The 17,734-nt window shown below is 74.5% G+C and carries 8 protein-coding genes and 11 pseudogenes; 4 read left to right on the forward strand and 15 right to left on the reverse strand.

What is annotated here, in order from left to right; all coding sequences use genetic code 11:
• Window position 1: 1 nt before the first annotated feature.
• The 13 genes and pseudogenes from UK94_RS29880 to UK94_RS75470 form a co-directional block, all read right to left on the reverse strand.
• Window positions 2-1,638, reverse strand: a pseudogene (locus tag UK94_RS29880) (CoA transferase); the annotation flags it as partial.
• A gap of 104 nt (window positions 1,639-1,742) precedes the next feature.
• A pseudogene (locus UK94_RS70480) lies at window positions 1,743-1,926 on the reverse strand (cyclohexanecarboxylate-CoA ligase); the annotation flags it as partial.
• Window position 1,927: 1 nt separating this feature from the next.
• Window positions 1,928-2,396: pseudogene (locus tag UK94_RS70485) on the reverse strand (AMP-binding protein); the annotation flags it as partial.
• 1 nt (window position 2,397) lies between these two features.
• A pseudogene (locus UK94_RS70490) lies at window positions 2,398-3,308 on the reverse strand (AMP-binding protein); the annotation flags it as partial.
• Between the two features lie 1,092 nt (window positions 3,309-4,400).
• Entirely contained in the window at window positions 4,401-4,907 is a 507-nt protein-coding gene (locus UK94_RS70495) for a DUF2889 domain-containing protein (RefSeq protein ID WP_313949617.1), read from the reverse strand.
• Between the two features lie 588 nt (window positions 4,908-5,495).
• Window positions 5,496-6,266 carry an SDR family NAD(P)-dependent oxidoreductase gene (locus UK94_RS29900; protein ID WP_011604659.1) on the reverse strand — a complete coding sequence of 257 codons (771 nt, stop codon included), beginning with the start codon at window positions 6,264-6,266 and terminating at the stop codon, window positions 5,496-5,498.
• A 64-nt stretch (window positions 6,267-6,330) separates the two neighbouring features.
• Window positions 6,331-6,870: pseudogene (locus UK94_RS70500) on the reverse strand (thiolase family protein); the annotation flags it as partial.
• Window position 6,871: 1 nt separating this feature from the next.
• Window positions 6,872-7,327 (reverse strand): annotated as a pseudogene (locus UK94_RS70505) (thiolase family protein); the annotation flags it as partial.
• 1 nt (window position 7,328) lies between these two features.
• Window positions 7,329-7,491, reverse strand: a pseudogene (locus UK94_RS70510) (thiolase family protein); the annotation flags it as partial.
• Window positions 7,492-7,626: 135 nt separating this feature from the next.
• Window positions 7,627-8,564: pseudogene (locus UK94_RS76655) on the reverse strand (OB-fold domain-containing protein); the annotation flags it as partial.
• Between the two features lie 252 nt (window positions 8,565-8,816).
• Window positions 8,817-9,029 (reverse strand): annotated as a pseudogene (locus tag UK94_RS70520) (short-chain dehydrogenase); the annotation flags it as partial.
• Window position 9,030: 1 nt separating this feature from the next.
• Window positions 9,031-9,652: pseudogene (locus UK94_RS29915) on the reverse strand (SDR family NAD(P)-dependent oxidoreductase); the annotation flags it as partial.
• Window position 9,653: 1 nt separating this feature from the next.
• Window positions 9,654-9,698: pseudogene (locus UK94_RS75470) on the reverse strand (hypothetical protein); the annotation flags it as partial.
• Window positions 9,699-9,931: 233 nt separating this feature from the next.
• Between UK94_RS75470 and UK94_RS29920 the strand changes: the two are divergent.
• The 3 genes from UK94_RS29920 to UK94_RS29930 form a co-directional block, all read left to right on the forward strand.
• The coding region (locus UK94_RS29920; RefSeq protein ID WP_235490646.1) for an acyl-CoA dehydrogenase family protein at window positions 9,932-11,121 on the forward strand (1,190 nt) is incomplete at its 3' end.
• 81 nt (window positions 11,122-11,202) lie between these two features.
• The gene (locus tag UK94_RS29925) at window positions 11,203-12,378 is read left to right on the forward strand and encodes an acyl-CoA dehydrogenase family protein (protein ID WP_011604654.1); all 1,176 of its coding nucleotides are present in this window, start codon (window positions 11,203-11,205) and stop codon (window positions 12,376-12,378) included.
• Window positions 12,375-13,967 (forward strand): AMP-binding protein, encoded by a 1,593-nt coding sequence (locus UK94_RS29930; RefSeq protein ID WP_055752469.1) that lies wholly within the window; start codon window positions 12,375-12,377, stop codon window positions 13,965-13,967. Before UK94_RS29925 ends, UK94_RS29930 begins: the two co-directional genes overlap by 4 nt.
• A gap of 17 nt (window positions 13,968-13,984) precedes the next feature.
• Here the strand turns inward: UK94_RS29930 and UK94_RS29935 are convergent, their stop codons facing one another.
• Window positions 13,985-15,040 (reverse strand): LLM class flavin-dependent oxidoreductase, encoded by a 1,056-nt coding sequence (locus UK94_RS29935; RefSeq protein WP_011604652.1) that lies wholly within the window; start codon window positions 15,038-15,040, stop codon window positions 13,985-13,987.
• Window positions 15,041-15,100: 60 nt separating this feature from the next.
• Between UK94_RS29935 and UK94_RS70525 the strand changes: the two genes are divergently transcribed.
• The coding region (locus UK94_RS70525; protein WP_268761717.1) for a TetR/AcrR family transcriptional regulator at window positions 15,101-15,603 on the forward strand (503 nt) is incomplete at its 3' end.
• A gap of 179 nt (window positions 15,604-15,782) precedes the next feature.
• On the opposite strand, the gene UK94_RS29945 is transcribed toward UK94_RS70525, so the two are convergent.
• Entirely contained in the window at window positions 15,783-17,411 is a 1,629-nt protein-coding gene (locus tag UK94_RS29945) for an ABC-F family ATP-binding cassette domain-containing protein (RefSeq protein WP_041939350.1), read from the reverse strand.
• Window positions 17,412-17,734 lie beyond the last annotated feature (323 nt).

The raw sequence follows: 17,734 nt of genomic DNA on the forward strand, positions 1-17,734 counted from the left end.
NCCGGCGCCGCCCTGGGCGGTGATGAGCCCGGAGCGGGCCTGCAGCAGCGGGTCGAACGCGGGGGTGGCGCTCAGCGGGTTGCCGGTGCCCCAGGCGGTGACCGTGCCGCGCACGAGCCGCGGGTTGATCGCGGCGAGGGTGGCGTAGTCGGTGCCGATGCGCTCGCGCACGCCGGGGCGGACGTTGTCGAGCAGGACGTCGGCGCTGCGCACCAGGTCGTGGAACGTCTCCCGACCCTCGGGGGTCTTCAGGTCGACCACGATGTCGGCCTGGCCCTTGTGGAAGGCGAGGAAGGAGACGGTGTAGATCCGGTAGGGATCGCCGCCGGGCCCCTCCACCTTGATGACCTCGGCGCCGTAGTCGGCGAGCAGCGTCGAGCCGAACGGCCCGGCGACGAAGCTGCCCAGGTCGAGCACCCGCAGCCCGGCCAGCGGCGCCGCCGGCTCCCCCGTTGGCTCCCCCGCCGGCTCCCCCGCCGCCGCGGCGGGGCGCGGATCGGTCCAGACCGCTGCGGCGTCGACGAACGCCTGCGTGCTCGGCAGGTGGAAGAACGTCCCCGGGGTGCGGCTCAGCCGGACCGGATCACCGGGGATCTCCACCGGGCCGAGCTCGGGATGGACGTGCACCCGGCGCATCCCGTTCGACGCGACAACCTCGCCCGCCCACCACTCGTCGCGGGTCTGCGCCGGGGCGTTGGGCACCCCGGCGTCGGTCAGCAGCCGCTCCCAGTGGGCCAGCGGCCGCTCGGCGAAGCGCGCCGCCAGCCGTGCGACGACCGGGGCGCCGACGCCGGGACGCAGCATGTTCAGCATCGAGCCGTCCACGCCCGGCATGGTCAGCACCTCGAACAGGTCGAGCACGTCGAGCGCGGTGAGAAACAGCGGCTCGGTGAGGGCGCCGAGGTAGAGCCAGCGGTCGTCGGAGCAGCGGTAGAGCCGGTAGTTCGGCGACGAGCCGCCGCCCCCCGGCTGGCTCGCGCGGATGATCCCCTCGGCGTCGGTGAGGCTCGCGGCCTGCATCGCCGCCGTCGCGTGCAGCCCGCTGACCAGCACCGCCCGCCCACGGCCGGCACTCCCGCGACCGGCACCCCCGCCGCCGGCACCGTCGCGGCCCAGCAGGGCGGCCGCGACCGCGGTCGCGCCGAGGATGGCCTGGCCGTAGGCGGCGATCGGGGTGACCAGCGCGAGCGGGTGACCGTCGTAGGAGCCGTGCTCGCCCGAGGCGCTGGACACCGCGTCGGCGAGCAGCGGGTCGGCCGGCAGCCGGCCCCACGGCGCCGCCGGGGCGAGCAGCGGCAGCCACAGGTGGATCAGGTCCGGATGCGCGGCGCGCACACCGTCCGGGTCGAGGCCGTCGCGGTCGAGTTCGTCGGGGGTGTCGTCGACGACGAGCACGTCGGCGGCGGCGAGCAGGCGGCGAAGCTGCGCCGCCCCGGCGGGCGCCGCCCGGTCGAGGGCGCACAGCCGCTTGTTGCGGTCCCAGCACAGCGCACCCGGGCCGCCGTCGAGCGGGCCGCGCCCCGGCGGGAGTAATCGCACGACGTCGGCGCCCTGGTCGGCCAGGTACATCGCGGCCATCGCGCCCGCGATCGCCCCACTCGCGTCGAGGACCCGCACGCCGTCATACGCGCCACTCATCCCATGCCCTCCTGCCCAAGTCCCCGCCGACGTCGCCCCACCCTCTCACCCTAATTCGACTATTCCTGCAGCTCAGTCAGTTCCGGTGGAGTCCAGCTTCGGCATCAGAGGGCGAGCTGGAGCTGGCGCTTGAGGACCTTGCCCATGGAGTTGCGGGGGAGCTCGGCGACGAGTTCGAGCTGCTCGGGGATCTTGTAGGGGGCGAGGCCCTCGGCGCGGCAGAACGCCACGAGCGCCGCGAGCGTCGGCGTCGGCTGGTCGGGGTCGGGCACGACGACGGCGACGGCGNGTTCCCCCGTGCGGGCGTCGGGCAGCCCGACGACGGCGACCTCGGCGACCGCCGGATGGCGCAGCACGACCGCCTCGACCTCCAGCGCCGAGATGTTCTCCGCGTTGCGGATGATGATGTCCTTCAGCCGCCCGGTCAGGTGCAGCCAGCCCTCGGCGTCGACGTAGCCGAGGTCGCCGCTGCGCAGGTAGCCTGCCTCGTCGAAGGCGTCCGCGTCGAGGGCGGGATCGGTGTAGCCGGCGAACAGCTGCGGGCCGCGCAGGCGCAGCTCGCCCTCCTCCCCGGGGGCGGCGGGCGTGTCGTCGGCGCGCACGACCCGCACGCTGACGCCCGGCGCCGGGCGGCCGGCGGTACGTTCCATCCGGTCGTCCGGGGACCCGGGCGCGGCGTAGCCGACGACGGGATGCTCGGTGAGGCCCCAGCCGTTGCAGATCCCGGCGCCGCCGAGCTCGGCGCGGATCCGCGTGTGNAGGCCCGGCTCGTTCGGCGCCCCGCCGGAGACGCACAGCCGCAGCCGGGGAAACAGCGGCTCGTCGCCGTGGCGGCGCTGCGCGTCGAGGTAGGCGTGGAAGAACGGGGCGGCGCTGCCGAGCATCGTCACGCCGTGGCGGGCGAGCATCGCCGGGGTGGCCTCCCGGTCGAAGGTCTCCACGAGCACGCCGGAGCACCCGACCCGCGTCATGAGGCCCAGCATCCCCGGGCCGCCGATGTGCGCCAGCGGGAACGGGATGGAGGCGACGTCGGCGTCGGTGAACCCGAGCTGGTAGACCATCCCGTTGGAGCTGGCGAGCACCGACCGGTCGGTGTGCCGCACGCCCTTGGGCACGCCCGTGGTGCCCGAGGTGTAGAACACCCAGCGCACCGCGTCCCCGGCACCGTCCCCGGCCCCGGCTTCGGACAGGGGCGGGAGCACGGCCGGATCGCCCAGCGGCAGTCCGATCGCGACCCCCGCGTGCCTCGCGACCCCCGCGTGCCCTCCCCCGGCCGGCGCGGCGGGATCGCAGACGAGGACGCGGGCGTCGTGGCGGGCGGCGACCTTCTCCGCCATCGTCCGGTGGTCGAACCGGCGGAAGACCTCGGGGACGACGATCCAGCGGGCCCCGAGCTGGCCGACGATGAAGTCGACCTCGGCCTCGCGCAGGACCGGGATGAGCGGGTTCTGCACCGCGCCGAGGCGGGCCAGCGCCGACATGAGCACGGCGGCCTCGATCGTCGTCGGCAGCTGCCAGCTCACCGTCTCCCCCGGGCGCACCCCCAGCTCCCACAGCCCGGCGGCGGCCCGCTCGGCGACATCGCGGAACTGGCGGAAGGTCAGCCGCCGCCCGGCGGCGTCGACGAGCATCGCCAGCTCCGGGGTCGCCCGCGCCCGGCGCTCGATCAGCTCCCACCAGGTGACGGCGTCNTTGATGACCGGAACCGGAACCGGNACGCGAAGCACCCCTCGGACTCGATGCGGCTCGGCCGGCGGAACCGACGCAAACGAGATCCCGAATGACAGAGGAATCCCGGCGCAGGATACGGAGGACACCTATTCGCCGCACGTAGAACGCTATTCTATGAACCCGCCGCAAGTATCGTCAATGACGGGACGCCCCGAAGCGGCCCGCTCACCCGACGTGCGTCACACCCGGCGGAAGACGGCGCGGGCGACGCTGACGATGCGGTCCTCTCGTCCCTCGTCGCGCAGCGTCAACTGCGTCGCGATCCGCTCGGAGCGCCCGCTGACCACCTCGGCCTCGGCCCGGAACGGCCCGGCGACGCCGGGGCGGACGAACATGACGGTCCAGCTGTCGACCTGCAGCGCGTCGGTGCCGGCGTGCGCGGCGGCGGCGTCCGTCGCCGCGGCCTCGAGGACGATGTTGATCGGCCCGAGGTGCAGCGCGGCGTGCGGCGAGGACAGCTCCGGGGTGACCTCGGGCAGCCGCCAGAACCCGTCCTGCCCGCGGCGCGCCCCGAAGACCTGGTGCAGTGGCGGCAGCGACGGGGAGTCCACGACCGGGACCGGGGGGTTCGAGACCTTCTGGTAGTCCTCGGGGACGTCGCCGAGGCTCACCCCGGTCCCGCACGACACGGCGATCACCCGGCTCGGGTCGTCGGCGTCGACCGTCAGCGACCGGCTGAAGNCCATGGAGCGGCCGAGGTGGATGACGTCGCGGTGCACGACCACACCGCGGACGTCGCGGGCGCTGTCGAGGATGTCGTAGGACATCACCACCGGTGCCGGCACGCACTGGCTGTCCAGCCAGTAGGGCTCGGGCGAGGCGATGCACAGCGGCGCCGCCATGATGNCGCCGGTGGAGTTGCGCATGTCGTGGCGCAGCGGCATCGTCTCCCGCTCGACCTCACTGTCGAGATCGGGGCTCAGCTTTCCCAGATAGCGGTAGCTGAGCAGCGCCGTCCAGGCCTCCTCGAACTGCTTCCAGTGTTCTTCCGGGGTGACTTCACGAATATCCCTGACCATTCCTGGACGGTACTACAGGGATACCGGGCGGACCGCCCCGACATTCTTTCCGAGCGCGGCGGCCAACGCCTCGACGTCACCGAGGGAACGCAGCAGGTCGTTAAGGTGCGTGCAGGTGGAGATGCCGCGGAAGGCGCCGCCGACCAGTCCGCGCACGGCGCGGACGTCGGTGCCGACGAGGCGCTCCGCGCTCGCGCCGGCCAGCGGGCACTCGACCCAGGGCAGGACCCGCGGCTGCGCGGCGACCGTGACGACGGTGAACGTCGCCGCGTCGATCCCGGCGGTCAGGCCGTACTCGTGGACGACGGTCTCGTCGCCGTCGGAGTCGACGTAGGTGTCGCGGAACATCGCGTCGACGTCGAGCAGCCCGTCGTGGGCCGTCAGGTCGAGCCGCCGGCGGCGGCGCACCCCGTGCACGGCCAGCGGCGCCAGCTCGTGCCAGGCGGCCGGGTCGTCGGGGTCGGCGAGGTCGGGGGCGACGGGGCCGGCCATGGGCGGCAGCCCGCCCTCGGTGCGCATGGAGATCANCATGGTGCCGTCGGAGCGCCAGCCCGAGCAGATGTCGGCCTGCGCCATGCCGCCGGGATGCGGCCCGTTCTCACCGGGTTCCACCGCCCAGGCGTACCCGGAGATGATGACCGCGCCGGGCACGTCGTCGAGCAGCAGGTGCCCCAGCGACGACGTCTCGGCCGGCAGGGCCGCGGCGACGGCCCGGCGGAACCCGCCGGGGACGCCGGCACCGACGAGCGCCTCGGCGCCGGGCAGGGGCGGGTCGGCGGTGACGCGGGCGACGGCGGGACGCCCCGCGCGGTCGATCTCGACCTCGACGGCCGCACGGGCCAGCTCGAGCCCGGCCCCGGTGGGGTCGGTGACCAGGTCGCGGCCCCGCCCGCGCAGCACCAGCGGCCCGGTGAGCTCGCGGCCGCCGGCGATGTCGACGGTGCTGGTGCGCCGGATCGAATCCGGCCGGCGCCGGGGGGTCGCCGCCGCCGGGATGCGCGGTCCATGGCCGGGATGACCTGCTCGGATCATCGCCACTCCCCCTGTCTGTTCGACAACGTGCTTCGGCCGCGGGGGTCGCCACCGCGCCCCCCGCGGCCGCGGGACCTACCGCGGCTGGAAGCGCTGCGCGCCGTCCAGGCGGATCGTCTCGCCGTTGAGGTACGGGTTGGTCAGGATGTGGGTGACCAGCGCGCCGTACTCCGACGGGTGGCCGAGCCGCTTCGGGAACGGCACCGCCGCGCCGAACTTCGCCAGCGCCTCCGGCCCGACCGACTCCATGATCGGCGTGCGCATGGTGCCCGGGGCGACGCAGACCACCCGGATGCCGAGCGAGCCGAGGTCACGGGCCGCGGCGAGGGTGAGGCCGACGACGCCGCCCTTGGCCGCCGCGTACGACGACTGGCCGATCTGGCCCTCGAAGGCGGCGATGCTGGCCGTGGTCACGACCGCGCCGCGCTCGCCGTCCTCGCCGGGCTCGGCGCGCGCGATCGCCGCGGCGGTCAGGCGCAGCACGTTGTACGTGCCGGTGAGGTACAGGTCGACGGTCTTGCGGAAGCCGTCCAGCGACGCGGGCGAACCGTCGCGCTGCACGACCTTCTCGGCGACACCGAAGCCGCCGTGCGCCGCCACCGCGTAGCGCAGCGTGCCGAGCTGTCCGGCCGCCTCGATCGTCGCGAGCACCGAGTCGTCGTCGAGCACGTTGGTGCGCGAGTACTTCACCGCGTCGCCGAGCTCGGCGGCGAGCTTCTCGCCGCGCTCGTCGTTGAGGTCGGCGATGATCGCCGACCCGCCCGCGGCGACGATCGCCCGCACCGTGGCCTCGCCGAGGCCGCCCGCTCCGCCGGTCACGAGGGCGACGTTGCCTGCCAGTGTCATCCGGTCCCTTTCTCGTCTGTGTCGTTCCGGCCGCCGGTCGTCCGGCTTCTGGCCTTGGGGCCGGTCAGCCCCGCTGGGACGACAGAATTGTCACCGCGGACACCGCCGTGGGGCCACCGATGTTGTGCGCGAGCGCGGTGCGGACGCCGTCGACCTGGTTGGCCGCCTCGCCGCGGAGCTGCTCGAACAGCTCCACGCACTGCGCGACGCCGGTGGCGCCCGGCGGGTGCCCCTTCGCCTTCAGACCGCCGCTGGGGTTCACCGGCTTCGCGCCGCCGACGGAGGTCACGCCGTTCTCGATGAGCTTGTAGGCGCCGAACTTCTCGGCGAACCCGAGGTCCTCGTAGCTGATCAGCTCGACGCCGGTGAAGCAGTCGTGCACCTCGGCGACGTCGATGTCCTCGGGGCCGAGCCCCGCCATCGCGTAGGCGGCCTTCGACGCCTTCACGGTCGGCGGGAACGTCGTCATGTCCTTCTTGTGCTGGTGCATGACCCGGTCGAGGCCGAGCCCGACGCCGCGCACCCAGACGGGACGGTCGGTGTAACGCTCGACGACGTCCTCGGAGACGAGCAGCAGCGCCGCGGCGCCGTCGCTCTGCGGCGTNCAGTCGTACAGGTTGAACGGGGCGACCACGACGGGGGCGTTCAACGCCTGCTCGACGGTGATCTCGTAGCGCAGCTGCGCCTTCGGGTTCGGCACGGCGTGCTTGTGGTTCTTCACGGCCACCATCGCGAGGTGTTCCTTCGTCGCGGGCGACTCGTGCAGGTAGCGGGCGACGTGCAGGGCGAAGTTCGCCGGGGCGACCAGGCCGAGCGGGTAGTCCCAGGCCATGTCGCGGGTCAGGCCCGCCCACTCCCAGAACGTGCTGCGCGCCGAGGACTCGCGCACCTTGTCCGCGCCGACGACGAGCACGACGTCGAACGCGCCGGAGGCCACCGCGAAGGTGGCGTTGCGGACCGCGTCGTTACCCGTCGCGCAGGCGTTCTCCACCCGGGTGACGGGAATGTCGAGCAGCCCGCAGGTGTCCGCGAGGATGCCCGTCGGGAAACCGTCCGAGGTCNTCAGCTCACCGAACCAGGCCGCCTGGATGTCGTCACGGTTGAGGCCCTTGTCGACGTGCGCGGCCATCTCGGAGACCGCCATCGGCAGCAGTTCCTTGATGCCCAGGCCGAAATGCTCGCCGAACGCCGTCATCCCGGCGCCGACCACCGCCACTCGCCTCATCGCACCGCTCCCTCGCCTGCATCCGCGGCCGTGGCCGCATCCGGGTACAGCGCATATCCGTAGTCCGGAATTCCTGAGCGCACCGCGACCCGGCNCAGCACCAGCCGGCCGCGGTCGCCGATCTGCACGGTGCCNGCCGGGGCGCCGGTCACCTTCACCAGCGCCCGCACGTCCACCCCGTCGAGCTGGACGATCGCCAGGGAGTACGGCGTCGGCAATCCCGGCACGGGAACATGCACGGTGACGACCGTGTACACCTCGCCGGTGCGCGGCAGCGGGGTCAGCGACCAGCCGTCCTCCGAGCCGCAGTTGAGGCACCGCCGCCGCGGCGGCAGCGCCAGCGTGCCGCAGGCGTCGCACTTCCCCGCGTCCCAGCGCAGCTTCGCGTCGAAGGCCCGCTCGTAGGCGGCCAGCGAGATCGCGATGTCCGGGCCGGGGGTGCGGGTCAGCTTCTCCGGCGCCAGCAGCGCCGGGGAGTCACGGCGCACCGCGGGCACCCCGTCGACGCGCAGCGCCGTCGCCGACCCCTGCTCGACGGCGAGGACCAGGCCGCCGGCGCCGACCTCGGCGAGCGCCGCCAGCGCGAACAGCGCCGCGCTCGCGCCCGTCGTCGGCAGCGTCGGCGGCACCCCGGCGCACAGCGCCCGGGCCTGCTTGGCGGGCAGCCCGGCCACGACGACCGGCTTGTCGGTGAGCTCGAGACGCTCGATGGCGACCCCGACGCCGCGCTCGCGCTCCAGCCGGGCGTCGGAGTAGTCGCGAGGGCCGCCGCCGTTCTCCCGGCTGTGCACCGGCAGGCTGCGCACGATCCGGCCGATCGGCTCCACGCCGACCCCGGCCCCGTCGGACAGCAGCGCCGCGGCGGCGCCGACCGGGCCGGACTCGGCCGCGTCGACGCCGATGACCAGCGTGCCGGCCTCGGCGCCGCCGAGAGTGTCGAACACCGCCGGCCCGCCGCCGACCTGCTCGACCACGGGCACGTCGTCGGGCAGCCCGATGCCGGCCAGCAGCGCCGCGGCGTTGCCGCCGACGAGCAGCGGCAGCTCGCGGGTCACGAAAACCACCCGGCGCACGTCCGGCGCCGTCGCCGAGCCGGCCGGGGTGGCCTGCTCCAGCGCCGCGCGGGNGGCGGCGACGGCCAGGGTCACCGCGTCCTCGTCGGGTCCCAGGACCCGTCCCCGCGCGCTGCCCCAGGGGGGCAGGTACGTACCGACAGCGGCTACCGTCGTCATCGCGTCGTCTCCTCTCGCCGCCAGCAGATCACGGACTCCCCGATCACAGGCACACCGCTCACAGAAACACCGGAATTCACGGAAACACCGCGGTCACGAAACGATGGTCAGGCCGGCCAGGCCCGCCGGGGCCGTGCCCAGCACCACGCGCAGCCCGGCGTCGAGCTCGGCGGCGTCGAGGCGCCCGCCGCGGGCGGCGCTGTAGCCGCGGCGCACGCTCCACGGGTCCACCGGATGCACGGTGTTGCCGTCGATGCGCAGCACCCGCCCGGTCAGCCAGCCGGAGCGCTCCGAGGCCAGCCAGGCNACGACCGGGGAGGAGTTCGCCGGGTCGAACCGGTCGAAGCCCTCGTCGGCGCCCGGCTGGGCGAGGCCCGTGCCGGCGGTCATCCGGGTCGCGGCGACCGGGGAGATGCAGTTGGCGGTGACGCCGTAGCGGCTGCCCTCGAGCGCCGTGGTCAGCGTCAGGTTCGCGATGCCGGCCTTGGCGGCGCCGTAGGCGGCCTGACCGACGTTGCCCGCCAACCCCGTGCCGGAGGTGGTGTTGACGATCCGCCCGGCGACCGGGCGGCCCGCCTTGGACTCGGCCCGCCAGTAGTCGCAGGCGTGCTTGGTCAGGGCGAAGGTGCCCTTGAGGTGGACGCCGATGACGGCGTCCCAGTCCTGCTCGGTGAGCGAGGTGATCGTCGCGTCCCGCAGGATGCCGGCGTTGTTGACGACGGCGTCGAGTCGACCGAACCGCTCGACCGTGTTCGCCACGAGGGAGCGCACCGCCGCCCAGTCGGTGACGTTGCCGGTGTCGCGCACCGCGACCCCGCCCTTGGCCTCGATCTCGGCGACGACGGCGTCGGCGGGCTCCTCCTGCGACGACTCCCCGCGGACTCCGACGCCCAGGTCGTTGACCACGACAGTTGCCCCGTGGGCGGCCANCTCGAGGCTGTGGCTGCGGCCGATTCCCCGGCCTCCGCCGGTCACGATGACGACGCGTCCCTCCAGGAGACNCTCACCCTGTTGCGACACCCGTCAGCTCCTCTGCCCGGTCAGTCCGCACGGCGACGNTGGCGACTCTAGGGTCTACTTGACATATTCGTCAAACCTTAGTGTCATGAGGCCATATCCCTTGCTCATGCCGCCCCGGTGTGCGCCTGCAGGCCGGGATTTTCCGCCATACTTGACACCCCAGTCGGAGATCGCCCATGCCGAGCGAGATGGACCAGTTCGTCGCCGAGGTCACCGCGTTCCTCGACGCCCACGCCACCCGCCGCGCCCGGGCGGCCGAGGATGTCGCCTGGGGCGAGGGCGAGGACCGGATCACCTACTTCAGCACCGACCCGCCCGAGATCGAGAACGCCAAGGTCGCCGCGGCCAAGGCCTGGCAGCGCACCCGCTACGACAACGGCTTCGGCTGGATCACCGGGCCGACCGAGTTCGGCGGGCGCGGCCTGACCACCCTGCACGACCTCGTCTATGACGGCCTGGAGGCCGCCTACGACGTGCCCGAGACCGGGGTGCTCTCCCTCATCGGCCTCGGCATGATCGGCCCGACGATCCTCGCCCACGGCACCGACGAGCTCAAGCAGCGCTACCTGCCCCGGCTCTACAGCGGCGAGATCATCGCCTGCCAGCTGTTCAGCGAGCCGGCCGCGGGCAGCGACCTGGCGAGCCTGGAGACGAAGGCCGTGCGCGAGGGCGACGGCTGGGTGCTGGGCGGGCAGAAGGTCTGGACGTCGGTGGCGCACCACGCCGCGATCGGGCTGGCGCTGTGCCGCACCAACCCCGACAACCCCAAGCACAAGGGCATCACCGCGTTCGTCGTCGACATGACCGCCCCCGGGGTGGACGTGCGCCCGCTGCGCCAGATGAGCGGCGGCTCCGAGTTCAACGAGGTCTTCCTCACCGACGTCCACGTCGGTGACGACCACCGCCTCGGCCCCGTCGACGGCGGCTGGGGCGTCGCCCTGACGACCCTGATGAACGAGCGGGCCAGCGTCGGCGGCGAGGGCGCCGGCCCCGTCGGCCGCGTGGTCGCCCTGCCCTTCCTCACCGAGCTGCTGCGCGCCAACGGCCGCCTCGACGACGGCGCCGCCCGCCGCCGCCTCGCCGAGCTGCACGCCGACACGCTCGCCACCGAGTACCTCAACCACCAGATGGTCCGCAGGTTCCGCGCGGGCGAGCAGCCCGGCCCCGAGGCGTCGGTGTCCAAGCTGATGTACGCCCAGAACCTCACCCGGGGCGCCCACTTCGCCGCCGAGATCATCGGCCCGCGCCTGATCGCGGACACCGGCGCGTGGGGCACCTACTCCTGGACCGAGCTGTTGCTGTCCACCCCGGCGCTGCGGATCCTCGGCGGCACCGAGGAGATCATGAAGAACATCCTGGCGGAGCGGGTGCTCGGCCTNCCCAAGGAGCCCGGTATCGACACCAGGTCGCCGTTCCGGGAGCTCCGCCGTTCGGCCGGCGCCACGGAATCGAGGTCCGCATGAGCACCGAGGTCACCACCAGCAGCGAGAACACCACCAGCACCGAGCTGGACGAGCTGCGCTCGGCGGTACGCGACTTCATGTCCGCCAAGGCCGACGAGCGCGCGGTGCGCGCGGCGATCGACTCCGAGCGCGGCTACGACGACAAGGTCTGGGCGCAGATGGCCGAGCAGCTCGGCCTGCAGTCGCTCGCCCTGCCCACCGAGCACGGCGGCGACGGCTACGGCCTGGTCGAGCTCACCGTCGTGCTCGAGGAGATGGGCCGGGCGCTGCTGCCCTCGCCGTTCCTGTCCTCGGTGGTGCTCGCCGGCACCGCGCTGGTCGCCGCGGGCGGCGACGAGGCCGCGCGGATCCTGCCCGGCATCGCCGCCGGCACCACCACCGCCACCCTCGCCCCGCCGTCCGTCGACGGCGGCTGGTCGCTCGGCGGGCGCGGCGCGGGCGACGCTCTCGCCGTCACGGCGAGCGCCGGCACGGCAAGTGCCGACAGCGGTGCCGTCACCCTCGACGGCACCGCGCCGCTCGTGCTCGACGGCGCCGGCGCCGACGTGCTCCTCGTCGTCGCGGGCGGCCCGGCCGGCCCCGGCCTGTACGCCGTCGACGCCGACGCGGCCGGGCTCACCCGCACCCCGCTGCCCGTGCTGGACCTGACCCGCCGCATCGCGAAGGTCACCTTCGCCGCCACTCCCGCCCGCCTGGTCGGCGCGGCCGGCGGCGCCGCGGCGGTCCTCGACCGGGTCCTCGACGTGGCGACGACGGCGCTGGCCGCCGAGCAGGTCGGCGCCGCCCGCGCCTGCCTGGAGGCGTCCACCACCTACGCCAAGGACCGCGTCCAGTTCGGCCGGCAGATCGGCAGCTTCCAGGCCGTCAAGCACAAGGCCGCGGACATGCTCACCCGCGTCCAGGTCGCCGACGCCGCCGCCCGCGAGGCCGCCCGCGCCGTCGACGGCCTCGCCGACGCCCCCGACGCCGGCGTCGCCGCCGCCGTCGCGCACGCCGTCTGCTCCGAGGCGTTCCTCGCGGTGGCCACCGAGAACATCCAGGTCCACGGCGGCATCGGCTTCACCTGGGAGCACGCGGCGCACCTGTACTACCGCCGGGCGAAGGCCTCCCAGCTGCTGTTCGGCGGCCCCGCGGTCTACTACGAGCGACTGCTGGCCAAGGCCGGCGTGTGAGCGCCGCCCCGGACCCGGCCACCGCGCCCGGCGGCGCGGGCACGGCCACCGTCCCAGCCGCCTCGCCGTCGCCGGGTCCGGGGCTTGCCGCACCGGGCCCCGGCCCGGACACTGCGGGCACGGTGCGCACCGCGGCAGGGCTGCGCTTCACCGGCCTGGCGACCACCGTCGGCGACGGCACGCGCGCCACCGTCGAGCGGGTGCCCGACGCCGAGGCCCTCGTCGACCTCGCCACCGGCCAGCGCCTGACCTACCGCGCACTGTGGGACGCGGCCAGCCGGGTCGCCGGCGGCCTCGTCGCCGCGGGCGTCGACCCGGGTGAGCGGGTGGCCGTGCGGCTGCCCAACGGCGCGCCCTGGTGCGCGGCGGTGCTCGGCGCGATTCTCGCCGGCGCCGTGCCCGTCCCCGTCAACACCCGGCTGACCCCGGCCGAGGTCGCCCACATCGTCACCGACTCCGCCGCCACGCTCGTCGTCGACGACCCGGCCGCGCTGCCCGACGGCCCGCCCACCGTCCGGCTCGCCGACGACCCGGAGGCGCTGGCGGCGCTGTTCTACACCTCCGGCACCACCGGCGTGCCCAAGGGCGCGATGCTGTCGCACCGGGCGCTGCTGTCCGCGGCCGAGCAGTGCCGCCGCGCCCTGCACCTCGGCCCGACCGAGGTGACCCGGACGCTGATCGCCGCGCCGCTGTTCCACGTCCTCGCCTTCGGCATGCAGTGGCTGCCCGCCCTGCTCGCCGGCGGCACGGTCGTCATCGCCACCCACTTCGAGACCGGCGCCTGGCTGCGGGCGATCCGCGACGAGCGCATCGACGTGCTCAACGGCGTGCCGGCGATGTACTGGCAGGCGCTGCGCCACCCCGACTTCCCCCGCACCGACGTCTCCCGCGTCCGGCTGGTCAGCTACGGCGCCGCGCCGACCCCGCCGAGCCAGGTCGCGGAGCTGCTCGCCGCCTTCCCCGCGGCCCGCTTCGGCCCCGGTTACGGGCTGACCGAGGCCGCCTGCGTCAGCGGCCTCGACCACGACGACGTCCTCGCCCACGCCGACACGGTCGGCAGCGCGGTCGCCGCCACCGAACTGCGCCTCGACGGCCCCGAGGCCGCCGCCGGCATCGGCCAGCTCCTCGTACGCGGCCCGCAGCTCATGAGCGGCTACTGGCGCCGCCCCGAGGCCACCGCCGAGGCTCTCGTCGACGGTTGGCTGCGCACCGGCGACCTCGCCCGCATCGACGACGCCGGGCGCATCCACCTGCTCGACCGCATCAAGGACATGATCAACCGTGGCGGCGAGAACGTCTACAGCATCGAGGTCGAACGGGTGCTGGCGGCGTTCGGCGGCGTCGGCGAGGTCGCCGTCGTCGGCGTGCCCGACCCGCGCCTGGGCCAGCGGGTCGCCGCGGCGATCGTCCCCCGCCCCGGCGCCGCCGTCGACATCCCCGCTCTGCTCACCCATGCCGCCGGCCGCCTCGCCGACTTCAAGATCCCCCAGTACGTGGCGATCCTGACCGAGCCGCTGCCCCGCAACGCCGCCGGCAAGGTCGACAAGGCCCGCCTGCGCACCGACACCCCCTGGGGCCCCCGCCGCTGAGCGGTGGGCGAGGCTGATCAGCGGGTGGCGACGCTGGGCTGGCTGTCGGTGTGGGTGCGCACGACCGGGGCGACGGCCTCGGCGAAGCGGTGGATGGACTCGGCGACCTGCTCGCGGGGTAGGCCGCCCCAGTCGATCTGGCCGTAGAACCGGTCCAGGCCGAGGGTCTGGTGGGCGTCGAGGATCTTCTCGACGAGCTGGGCCGGTGTACCGATCATGATGGCGTTGCCGCGGCGCATCCCGTCGGCGAACGCCTCCGCGGAGACGACGAAGCCGCGCCCGCCGGGGGTCTTGGGACGCAGGTACTCGTAGTAGTACGGGTGGACGTCGCGGGCGTCCTGCTCGGAGGCCGCCGCGTAGAAGTGGGTCGAGATGCCGACCTTGAGCCGCTCGGCGGGATGGCCCGCCCGCTCGCCGGCCTCCCGGTACAGGTCGACGGCCCGGCGAGCGTGGCTGAGCGGGCCGCCGATGTAGCCGAGCACCATCGGCAGGCCGAGCCGGCCGGCCCGCTCGGCGCTGGTGGGTGACCCGCCGACCCCGACCCACACCGGCAGCGAGCCGGGCTCGGCCCGGGGCGTGATCGGCGCGTCGGTCAGCGGGGGGCGGAAGCGGCCGCGCCACGTCACCCGCTCCCGCTCGCGCAGGGCCAGCAGCAGGCGGAGCTTCTCGTCGAACAACGCGTCGGCGTCGGCGAGGTGCTCGCCGAACATCTCGAACGGCTCGGCGTACGCGCTGCGCCCGGCGATGATCTCGGCGCGGCCGTGGCTGAGCAGGTCGAGGGTGGCGAAGTCCTGGTAGAGCCGCACCGGGTCGAGGATCGGCAGCACGGTCACCGCGCTGGTGAGCCGGATCCGACTGGTCCGGGCGGCGACGGCGGCGAGCACGACCGCCGGCGAGGAGACGGCGAAGTCGAGGGTGTGGTGCTCCCCCAGGGCGAACAGGTCGAGCCCGACCCGCTCGGCGAGCGTCGCGTGACCCACGATCTCGTCCAGCCGCTCACCGTGACCGACCCGCTCCCCCGTCCCGAGCCGGACCTGGCGGTCGCTGAGCGATAGCACCCCGAGTTCGAGCATGTGCGCAGCCTACGGGACAACCGGATAAGGCGCTCCAGATGGTGCGGTACGGTCGGAGCCGTGACGGATGACGGCCAGCGGATCCGCCTCGACGCGCGGCGCAACCGCGACCGGATCGTCGAGGCCGCCCGGGAGTTGTTCACCCGACAGGGGCTGTCGGTGTCGACCAACGAGGTCGCCCGCCACGCCGGCGTCGGCATCGCCACCGTGCTGCGCCGCTTCCCGACCCGCGACGACCTCGTCGGCGCCGTGTTCGGGCCCAAGATGGCCGGCTACCGCGACGCCATGTCCGCCGCCCTGGCCGACCCCGACCCCTGGCACGGGTTCAGCCGGTTCCTCGAGACCGTCTGCGGCATGCAGGTCGCCGACCTCGGCTTCACCGAGGTCCTGACCCGGACCTTCCCCACCGCGCGGGCGCTGGAGTCGCAGCGCGACGAGGTCGCCGCCGACTTCGGCCGGCTCATCGCCAGGGCCCAGGCCGCCGGCCGGCTGCGACCCGACTTCGCCCACCAGGACCTCGTCGTGATCCTCATGGCCAACGCCGGCGTCGTCGCCGCCAGCGGNCCCGCCGCCGAGGCCGCCTCCCGACGCCTGGTCGGCCACCTGCTGCGCTCCTTCGCCGCCGACCCCGACTCCCAGACTCACCTCGCACTGCCCCCGCCACCGAGCCGCACCGCCATGTACCGCGCGATGCTGCGCCTGCGTTCGGCGCCGCCGAAGCCGGACACCCGCCGCTGACCGGTCAGGCCGGGGCGGGCAGGCGCAGTTCGCGGCCGGGCCAGCGGGAGCGCAGCCAGCGGTCGTGGGAGGCGACGACGATCGCGCCGGGGCCGGGACCCAGCGCGTCCTGCAGCTCGTCGGCGAGGCGCGGCGAGAGGTGGTTGGTGGGCTCGTCGAGCAGCAGCAGGTCGGGCGGGTCCGCGACGAGGATCGCCAGGGCGAGGCGGCGGCGCTGCCCGACAGACAGCTCCCCCACCGGCCGGCCCAGCTCCCGCGGGGCGAGCAGGCCGAGACCGCCCAGCGGCACGGTCTCGGCCCGGCGCTGCCCCACGGCGCGCGCGTAGGTGTCGGCGGCGGTGCGCTCCGGCCGGTCGAACACGCTGTCCTGGGCCAGCAGCCCGACCCGCAGGTGGGCGCGGCGGCGCACCTCACCACCGCCGGCGGCGGCTCCGAGCTGCCCGGCCAGCACGGCGAGCAGCGTCGACTTGCCGGCACCGTTCGGGCCGGTGACGAGAACCCGGTCGGTGGCGGTCAGGTCGAGCCGGTCCAGCGCGAGGCGGCCGGGCACGCGGATGTCGCGCAGCGCCAGCAGCGTCCCGTCCGGCGAGGGGTTCGCCAGCGCCGGGGCGGCGAAGCGCAGCGGCGGCGGGGGGCGGCGGACCTGGTGGCGCTCCAGATCGTCGAGGCGGCGCGCGGCGTTGCGCACCCGCCGGGAGATCTGCTGCTCCACCCGGTTCGTCAGCAGGCCGAAGCTCATCTTGTTGTTGTCCCGCGGCCCGCGGTTCGCGGCGATGGTGCGCGAGGTGGTCGCGACCGCGTGGCGCAGCGCGGCGAGTTCGGACTGCTCGTCGGCGAAGCGCCGCTCCCAGCGGTCCCGCTCGGCCTGCTTCGCCGCCTGGTAGGCGGTGTAGCCGCCGCCGTAGCGGGTCGGGCCGTCGACAGCCGGGTCGAGGTCGATCAGGTCGGTGCAGACGGCGTCGAGGAACGCCCGGTCGTGGCTGGCCGCGACGACGACCCCGGGCAGCGCGCGCACCTGCTCCTCCAGAAAGGCCGCGGCGTCGTCGTCGAGATGGTTCGTCGGCTCGTCGAGCAGCAGCGCGGTGGGCCGGCGCACCAGCAACGCGGCGAGAGCGAGACGGGCCCGCTGCCCGCCGGACAGCGTCGCCAGCGCCCGGCTCGGATCGATCCCACCAAGCCCGAGACCGGCCAGGGTGATCTCGGCGCGCCGGTCGGCGTCCCAGGCCGCATGGTCCTGCGCCCGTTCGAGCCGCACGCCGTACGCGGCGAGCAACGCCGCATGGTCGGGGCCCTCCGGCGGGGTCGCGGCGAGCGCGGTCGTGAGCCGGTCAAGCTCGCCGAGGTCCTCGCGGGCCTCGCGCAGCGCCTCGTCGAGCACGTCGGCGATCGTCGCGGCCGGATCGAACGGCATCTCCTGATGGAGGAAGCCGACGTCCGCCGGCCGCGTGACGGCGCCGCCGTCGGGTTCGTCGACGCCGGCGAGCAGCCGCAGCAGCGTGCTCTTGCCGGCTCCGTTCTCACCGATCAGCCCGACGCGATGCCCCGGCGCCGCGGTGAGCGACACCCCGTCGAGAACACGGCGCCCACCCAGCGAGCGGACGAGGTCGGATGCGGAAAGAGCGGACTGAGCCACGCGAACACCACCGAGAGGATCGCATCTCTCGCCCGCCGGGACGCTGCCTNGGCCGCGGACGCGGGTGGTGTCAGAGCTCCATGATGCGTCCATGGTAACCCTGGCCGGTTCCGCGGAACCGTCGGCGTCGGGGTCTGTCCCGAATCAGGGGTTGAGGAGGGCGTGGATCGAGTCGATGAGGCTGAGTCGGCCGCCGTCGGGGGTGTGGATGGCGGTGGGGGTGATGTGGCGGGTGGCGTGGGCGAGTCTGCTGGCGGGTTCGGGTCCGGGCAGCAGGGGTGGGGCGGCGGTGAGGACCCGGCCGTCGGCGGTGCGGGCGGTGA

The sequence above is a fragment of the Frankia sp. AvcI1 genome, assembly GCF_001420875.1.
Taxonomy (GTDB): Bacteria; Actinomycetota; Actinomycetes; order Frankiales; family Frankiaceae; genus Frankia; species Frankia alni.